This window comes from Shigella sp. FC1661 (assembly GCF_001712525.1).
Taxonomy (GTDB): Bacteria; Pseudomonadota; Gammaproteobacteria; order Enterobacterales; family Enterobacteriaceae; genus Escherichia; species Escherichia coli.
The window spans coordinates 1-7274 of the sequence record NZ_MDGW01000114.1; the positions used below are offsets into that span (position 1 = coordinate 1).

The following is a 7274-nucleotide window of genomic DNA, read 5'->3' on the forward strand; positions in this document are numbered from 1 at the left end:
GTGCGTACCGGGCTGAGAGGCGGTGTAAGTGAACTGTAGTTGCCATGTTTTACGGCAATGAGAGCAGAGATAGCGCTGATGTCCGGCAGTGCTTTTGCCGTTACGCACCACGCCTTCAGTAGCGGAGCAGGAAGGACATCTGATGGAAATGGAAGCCACGCAAGCACCTTAAAATCACCATCATACACTAAATCAGTAAGTTGGCAGCATTACCCCGGATTTAATCTCAACTTCATTTTCCTGAGGCGTAGATGGATTATCGATACGGAATACTGTCGCCTTGATGTACTGAACTTCATTACTTTTAGATATTACGCGAACGTTGCCTTCATCCTGACTATTAATGGAAACAGCCATAGGATAAACAGTCATATTTGACTGTGCCAAAAAAGGAGCGAACACGAATAAAAGCGGCGTAAGCGTGATAAGAGATTAATTTTCGCCACCATATAAATTTGATCTTACAATATTGTTTCCAAAAAGTTGGTGTATTAGAGATGTAGATTTATTGTAAGTCAATATAAAAAAGCATTTTTAGTTAATATTAAATTTAAAGGCTGGGAATTAACTTACTGAAATTTAGTAGTTTTCACAATGACGATACTTATTTTTTAGGAATTTATAAATATTCACAATATTAATTCAATACATTAATTCAATCACCAAATTTATATATGACCAATGGCATACCCATGAATAAAGTGGTATGATAACTTCGTCCGCATTCCACTCCGGGAGACGCATATGGAAATCACTGAACCACGCCGTTTGTATCAACAACTTGCCGCTGACCTGAAAGAGCGCATTGAACAGGGCGTCTATCTGGTGGGTGATAAACTGCCTGCCGAACGCTTTATTGCCGATGAAAAGAACGTCAGCCGAACGGTAGTTCGTGAAGCCATCATCATGCTGGAAGTTGAAGGCTATGTGGAGGTGCGTAAAGGTTCAGGTATTCATGTGGTTTCCAACCAGCCGCGCCATCAGCAGGCGGCTGACAATAATATGGAATTCGCCAATTACGGTCCGTTTGAGTTGCTTCAGGCTCGCCAGCTCATCGAAAGTAATATTGCCGAGTTCGCGGCAACTCAGGTAACGAAACAAGACATCATGAAACTGATGGCCATTCAGGAACAGGCGCGCGGCGAACAATGCTTCCGTGATTCCGAGTGGGATTTACAGTTCCACATTCAGGTAGCCCTGGCGACGCAGAACTCCGCCCTGGCGGCCATCGTTGAAAAAATGTGGACCCAGCGTAGCCATAACCCGTACTGGAAAAAACTACACGAACACATTGATTCCCGTACCGTTGATAACTGGTGTGATGACCACGATCAAATTCTCAAGGCGTTAATTCGCAAAGATCCCCATGCTGCTAAGCTGGCAATGTGGCAGCATCTGGAAAACACCAAAATCATGTTATTTAACGAAACCAGCGAGGATTTCGAGTTCAATGCCGACCGCTATCTATTCGCCGAAAACCCGGTAGTGCATCTCGATACGGCCACCAGTGGCAGTAAATGAAACTCCTGTCCGACAGGCGCTGCGACGCGCCTGTTCGCTTCGTCGGTAAGCGAAAAGTATAAAGTGTCAGCCTGTGTAAATCCTCTCGCCACCCTCCCCTGCATTCAGCAAAATCAGACTCCACGGACATGTAATTTTGATAACGAACAACGTTGACCTTTGTTACAATTAGATTCAATTTGAATTTATGTTTTTGAATGCTTTCTTATCTCACGATTTAACAGGAAATAGTTCAGGCTGTGTTGATGTATCAAACCCGCAGAACATACCAAAACAGCAATAACATTGCGGTAGTGCATCTTTTAAAACCAGCGTGGCGTTAACCGATTCACCAGGAATAATGAATGGAACTTTTGACCCAATTGCTGCAAGCCCTGTGGGCGCAGGATTTTGAAACCCTGGCCAATCCATCGATGATTGGCATGTTGTATTTTGTCTTGTTTGTAATTTTGTTCCTTGAAAACGGCTTGCTTCCAGCGGCCTTTTTACCGGGCGACAGTTTACTGGTATTGGTCGGCGTGTTGATTGCGAAAGGCGCGATGGGTTACCCGCAAACGATTCTGCTGCTGACCGTTGCCGCCAGCCTCGGCTGCTGGGTCAGCTATATTCAGGGGCGATGGCTGGGCAATACCCGCACCGTACAAAACTGGCTATCTCATTTACCCGCGCATTATCATCAACGCGCACACCATCTTTTTCATAAACACGGTTTATCGGCGCTGTTAATTGGTCGCTTTATTGCGTTTGTCAGAACACTGCTGCCGACGATTGCCGGGTTATCAGGGCTGAATAACGCGCGCTTTCAGTTTTTCAACTGGATGAGCGGTCTGCTGTGGGTATTGATCCTGACAACTCTGGGTTACATGCTCGGCAAAACGCCGGTATTTTTAAAGTACGAGGACCAGCTGATGTCATGCCTGATGCTGCTCCCGGTGGTGCTGCTGGTGTTTGGCCTGGCAGGTTCTCTGGTCGTGTTATGGAAAAAGAAATATGGAAATCGGGGGTAAGGGATGCAAATACCTCGCATGTCGCTTCGCCAGCTAGCCTGGTCCGGCACTGTTTTACTTCTGGTCGGCACGCTGTTGCTGGCCTGGTCCGCGGTTCGCCAGCAAGAGTCTACGCTGGCGATTCGTGCCGTTCATCAAGGCACAACGATGCCAGACGGTTTTTCGATCTGGCATCACCTTGACGCTCATGGCATTCCTTTCAAAAGTATCACCCCCAAAAACGACACTCTGTTAATTACATTTGACTCCAGCGACCAGAGCGCCGCCGCAAAAGCGGTCCTCGACAGAACATTGCCCCATGGCTACATCATTGCGCAGCAGGACAATAACAGTCAGGCTATGCAGTGGCTGACCCGGTTACGGGATAACTCTCATCGCTTCGGATAACTTCCTGTTATCCGAAACATATCACTCACTTTGGTGATTTCACCGTAACTGTCTATGATTAATGAGGCGGTGGTTAACACTACCGCTTCGTTGTCTGGACAATCGTTCCTTTGTAATAGGTCCGAATCACAATGGAAGGTTCAAGAATGAAATACCGCATCGCTTTAGCTGTTTCTCTCTTTGCTCTTAGTGCCGGTAGTTATGCCACTACCCTGTGTCAGGAAAAGGAGCAAAATATCCTTAAGGAGATCAGCTATGCCGAAAAACACCAAAACCAGAATCGTATTGACGGTCTGAATAAAGCCCTGAGTGAAGTCCGGGCCAACTGTTCAGATAGCCAGCTGCGTGCCGATCATCACAAGAAAATCGCAAAGCAGAAAGATGAGGTGGCGGAACGCCAGCAAGATTTAGCCGAGGCGAAGCAAAAAGGCGATGCCGATAAGATTGCCAAACGCGAACGGAAACTGGCAGAAGCGCAGGAAGAGCTGAAAAAGCTGGAAGCGCGCGACTACTAACTCACAATAGTCACTACTTACTCACCTGGAGAAAACTATGTCGAAAGAACACACTACGGAACATCTGCGTGCTGAGTTGAAATCCCTTTCCGATACGCTGGAAGAGGTGCTTAGCTCATCTGGCGAGAAGTCGAAAGAAGAGTTGAGTAAGATTCGTAGCAAAGCGGAGCAGGCACTGAAACAGAGCCGTTATCGCCTGGGTGAAACCGGTGATGCCATCGCCAAACAAACCCGTGTCGCGGCGGCGCGTGCTGATGAGTATGTGCGTGAAAATCCGTGGACCGGCGTGGGAATTGGCGCTGCAATCGGTGTAGTGCTCGGCGTTCTGCTGTCGCGTCGTTAATTATGGCGGACACTCATCACGCGCAAGGGCCCGGTAAAAGCGTTCTGGGCATCGGGCAGCGAATTGTTTCCATCATGGTTGAAATGGTGGAAACACGTCTGCGGCTGGCGGTGGTGGAGCTGGAAGAGGAAAAAGCTAATCTCTTTCAACTTTTACTGATGCTGGGCCTGACGATGCTTTTCGCTGCATTTGGTCTTATGAGCCTGATGGTGCTAATTATTTGGGCGGTTGATCCGCAATATCGCCTGAATGCGATGATTGCCACCACCGTGGTGTTGCTGCTACTGGCACTGATCGGCGGTATCTGGACGTTACGTAAATCGCGTAAATCCACCTTGCTGCGCCATACACGCCATGAGCTGGCAAACGATCGGCAACTGCTCGAGGAGGAGTCCCGTGAGCAGTAAAGTCGAACGTGAACGACGTAAGGCGCAACTGCTTAGCCAGATCCAGCAACAACGGCTGGATCTTTCCGCCAGTCGTCGTGAATGGCTGGAGGCAACAGGCGCTTACGATCGTCGCTGGAATATGCTGCTAAGTCTGCGCTCCTGGGCGCTGGTTGGCAGTAGCGTGATGGCGATCTGGACGATTCGCCATCCTAATATGCTGGTCCGCTGGGCCAGACGCGGTTTTGGCGTATGGAGCGCCTGGCGTCTGGTTAAAACGACCCTCAAGCAGCAACAGCTTCGCGGTTAACTTCCCTCTGGCCGGAGCCATTCCGGCCTTATCCCTCAAATTTTTTGAAGATTTTTGACAGTTTTCCTTGCTAACAATCATCATTCACCACGTTTATGATTCTCTCCATCGACAGCAACGACGCTAATACCGCGCCCTTGCACAAAAAAACAATCAGCAGCCTGAGTGGCGCAGTGGAGAGTATGATGAAAAAATTAGAAGATGTTGGTGTACTGGTAGCGCGCATTTTAATGCCGATTCTGTTTATTACCGCAGGCTGGGGAAAAATCACCGCTTACTCTGGTACCCAACAATATATGGAAGCAATGGGTGTCCCGGGTTTTATGCTGCCGCTGGTGATTCTGCTTGAGTTCGGTGGTGGTCTGGCTATCCTGTTCGGTTTCCTGACTCGCACCACAGCCCTGTTTACTGCGGGCTTTACGCTGCTGACGGCATTTTTATTTCACAGCAAGTTTGCTGAAGGCGTCAACTCGCTGATGTTCATGAAAAACCTGACAATTTCTGGCGGATTCCTGCTGCTGGCAATTACCGGTCCGGGCGCGTATAGCATCGACCGCCTGCTGAATAAAAAGTGGTAAGCACGCGCTATACTTAACGATAAAAAACGAGGAGGAAGCTCCTCGTTTTTGCTATTGGAGGAGAGAAAAATGGGGCAACTGATTGACGGCGTCTGGCATGACACCTGGTACGATACCAAATCTACCGGCGGTAAATTTCAACGTTCAGCTTCCGCATTTCGTAACTGGCTCACTGCCGATGGCGCACCTGGCCCCACTGGCACAGGCGGTTTTATCGCAGAGAAAGATCGTTATCATCTCTATGTTTCACTCGCCTGCCCGTGGGCGCACCGCACGCTGATCATGCGCAAACTCAAAGGACTGGAACCGTTTATTTCCGTTTCCGTAGTGAACCCGCTGATGCTGGAAAACGGCTGGACCTTTGATGACAGTTTTCCGGGAGCAACCGGAGATACGCTCTATCAACATGAATTTCTGTATCAGCTTTATCTCCACGCCGATCCACACTACAGCGGACGAGTTACTGTTCCCGTGCTGTGGGACAAAAAGAACCACACCATTGTCAGCAACGAATCAGCAGAAATCATCCGCATGTTCAATACCGCGTTTGATGCGCTGGGCGCAAAAGCGGGTGATTACTACCCACCAGCCCTGCAAACGAAAATTGACGAACTTAACGGCTGGATTTATGACACCGTTAACAACGGCGTGTATAAAGCTGGTTTTGCCACCAGCCAGCAAGCCTACGACGAGGCGGTGGCGAAAGTGTTTGAATCGCTGGCGCGACTGGAGCAGATTTTAGGCCAGCATCGTTACCTGACCGGCAACCAGCTAACCGAAGCCGATATTCGCCTGTGGACTACGCTGGTGCGTTTTGATCCAGTGTATGTGACCCACTTCAAGTGTGATAAGCACCGCATCAGCGATTACCTGAATCTGTATGGCTTCCTGCGCGATATCTACCAGATGCCGGGGATCGCCGAAACTGTCAATTTCGATCACATCCGTAATCATTACTTCCGCAGCCATAAGACCATCAACCCTACGGGGATTATTTCAATTGGTCCGTGGCAGGATCTCGATGAACCGCATGGACGAGATGTTCGCTTCGGTTAAAAAAAGGCACCTTACGAGGTGCCTCTGATAATTAGCTAAGTGCATGTTGTTCATGTCGGATGCGGCGTGAACGCCTTATCAAACCTACACAACGTTTATATTCAATATGTTAAAATGACCGCGTAGGCCAGATAAGCGTAGCGCATCTGGCGATTTTGCGCTTGTCATCAGTCTTAGCGCACCTTCACGGCACTTTATTAATTCCTTGAACGAATATTTACTGCCATTTCATTCACGTCTATTCTTAATTTGCTGCTTTAAAAACAAGTGATTGAGCAAAATTGAGGCAAAAATGGACTGGTATCTGAAAGTACTAAAAAATTATGTCGGTTTCCGGGGTCGTGCGCGGCGCAAAGAGTACTGGATGTTTATTCTGGTCAACATCATCTTTACGTTCGTGCTGGGGCTGCTGGATAAAATGTTAGGCTGGCAACGCGCCGGTGGCGAAGGCATCCTGACGACAATCTACGGTATTCTGGTGTTTTTACCGTGGTGGGCGGTTCAGTTCCGCCGCCTGCACGACACCGACCGCTCGGCGTGGTGGGCACTGTTGTTCTTAATCCCGTTTATCGGCTGGCTTATTATCATCGTCTTTAACTGCCAGGCGGGTACGCCAGGCGAAAACCGCTTTGGACCAGATCCGAAACTGGAACCTTAAAACAAATCTGCTCGCCGGATGTCTGACTCATCCGGCTTTTATCATCATGTTGATGAATGAATAATTTACTAATGTTTATTTAAAATATTTCAATGTCGTTATATAAATTACCTATAAAAAACAACCATGTATTTATCTTAAATATCAAAACCTTTATAACATCCGAAAAAGAGGTAATGACTCCAACTTATTGATAGTGTTTTATGTTCAGATAATGCCCGATGACTTTGTCATGCAGCTCCACCGATTTTGAGAACGACAGCGACTTCCGTCCCAGCCGTGCCAGGTGCTGCCTCAGATTCAGGTTATGCCGCTCAATTCGCTGCGTATATCGCTTGCTGATTACGTGCAGCTTTCCCTTCAGGCGGGATTCATACAGTGGCCAGCCATCCGTCATCCATATCACCACGTCAAAGGGTGACAGCAAGCTCATAAGACGCCCCAGCGTCGCCATAGTGCGTTCACCGAATACGTGCGCAACAACCGTCTTCCGGAGCCTGTCATACGCGTAAA

General features: G+C 48.4%; 12 protein-coding genes and 2 pseudogenes. 11 read left to right on the forward strand and 3 right to left on the reverse strand.

Going from position 1 to position 7274, the window contains the following annotated elements; all coding sequences use genetic code 11:
- Both BFF42_RS08370 and BFF42_RS27225 read right to left on the reverse strand, forming a co-directional pair.
- Positions 1-159: IS1 family transposase (locus BFF42_RS08370; RefSeq protein WP_032277379.1), on the reverse strand; the 159-nt coding region annotated here is incomplete at its 3' end.
- Between the two features lie 54 nt (positions 160-213).
- Positions 214-449: pseudogene (locus BFF42_RS27225) on the reverse strand (fimbria/pilus periplasmic chaperone); the annotation flags it as partial.
- Positions 450-744: 295 nt separating this feature from the next.
- On the opposite strand from BFF42_RS27225, the gene exuR reads away from it, so the two are divergent.
- The 11 genes from exuR (at position 745) to BFF42_RS08425 (ending at position 6761) form a co-directional block, all read left to right on the forward strand.
- A complete protein-coding gene (gene exuR, locus BFF42_RS08380; protein WP_000406490.1) occupies positions 745-1521 on the forward strand; it encodes a transcriptional regulator ExuR in 777 nt (258 codons plus the stop codon).
- A 239-nt stretch (positions 1522-1760) separates the two neighbouring features.
- Positions 1761-1844, forward strand: a complete 84-nt coding sequence (yqiM, locus tag BFF42_RS27230) for a protein YqiM (protein WP_211180508.1) — start codon at positions 1761-1763, stop codon at positions 1842-1844.
- Positions 1845-1865: 21 nt separating this feature from the next.
- Complete coding sequence (yqjA, locus tag BFF42_RS08385; protein WP_000422149.1) at positions 1866-2528, forward strand: DedA family general envelope maintenance protein YqjA; 663 nt, start codon at positions 1866-1868, stop codon at positions 2526-2528.
- A gap of 3 nt (positions 2529-2531) precedes the next feature.
- Positions 2532-2915 carry an EnvZ/OmpR regulon moderator MzrA gene (gene mzrA / locus BFF42_RS08390; RefSeq protein ID WP_001166768.1) on the forward strand — a complete coding sequence of 128 codons (384 nt, stop codon included), beginning with the start codon at positions 2532-2534 and terminating at the stop codon, positions 2913-2915.
- Positions 2916-3061: 146 nt separating this feature from the next.
- Complete coding sequence (yqjC, locus tag BFF42_RS08395; RefSeq protein WP_001297156.1) at positions 3062-3430, forward strand: DUF1090 family protein YqjC; 369 nt, start codon at positions 3062-3064, stop codon at positions 3428-3430.
- A 37-nt stretch (positions 3431-3467) separates the two neighbouring features.
- Positions 3468-3773: an ElaB/YgaM/YqjD family protein gene (locus BFF42_RS08400; protein WP_000031415.1), complete on the forward strand. Its 306-nt coding sequence runs from the start codon at positions 3468-3470 to the stop codon at positions 3771-3773.
- Positions 3774-3775: 2 nt separating this feature from the next.
- A complete protein-coding gene (locus tag BFF42_RS08405) occupies positions 3776-4180 on the forward strand; it encodes a phage holin family protein (protein WP_000785722.1) in 405 nt (134 codons plus the stop codon).
- Positions 4170-4469, forward strand: a complete 300-nt coding sequence (locus tag BFF42_RS08410; RefSeq protein ID WP_000096086.1) for a YqjK-like family protein — start codon at positions 4170-4172, stop codon at positions 4467-4469. Before BFF42_RS08405 ends, BFF42_RS08410 begins: the two co-directional genes overlap by 11 nt.
- Before the next feature lie 185 nt (positions 4470-4654).
- A complete protein-coding gene (locus BFF42_RS08415) occupies positions 4655-5047 on the forward strand; it encodes a DoxX family protein (RefSeq protein ID WP_000732231.1) in 393 nt (130 codons plus the stop codon).
- A gap of 69 nt (positions 5048-5116) precedes the next feature.
- Entirely contained in the window at positions 5117-6103 is a 987-nt protein-coding gene (yqjG, locus tag BFF42_RS08420) for a glutathionyl-hydroquinone reductase YqjG (RefSeq protein WP_000531201.1), read from the forward strand.
- Positions 6104-6395: 292 nt separating this feature from the next.
- On the forward strand, positions 6396-6761 hold the full coding sequence (locus BFF42_RS08425) for a DUF805 domain-containing protein (protein ID WP_000384145.1): 366 nt from the start codon (positions 6396-6398) through the stop codon (positions 6759-6761).
- Between the two features lie 187 nt (positions 6762-6948).
- On the opposite strand, the pseudogene BFF42_RS08430 reads toward BFF42_RS08425, so the two are convergent.
- Positions 6949-7274, reverse strand: a pseudogene (locus BFF42_RS08430) (IS1-like element IS1B family transposase); the annotation flags it as partial.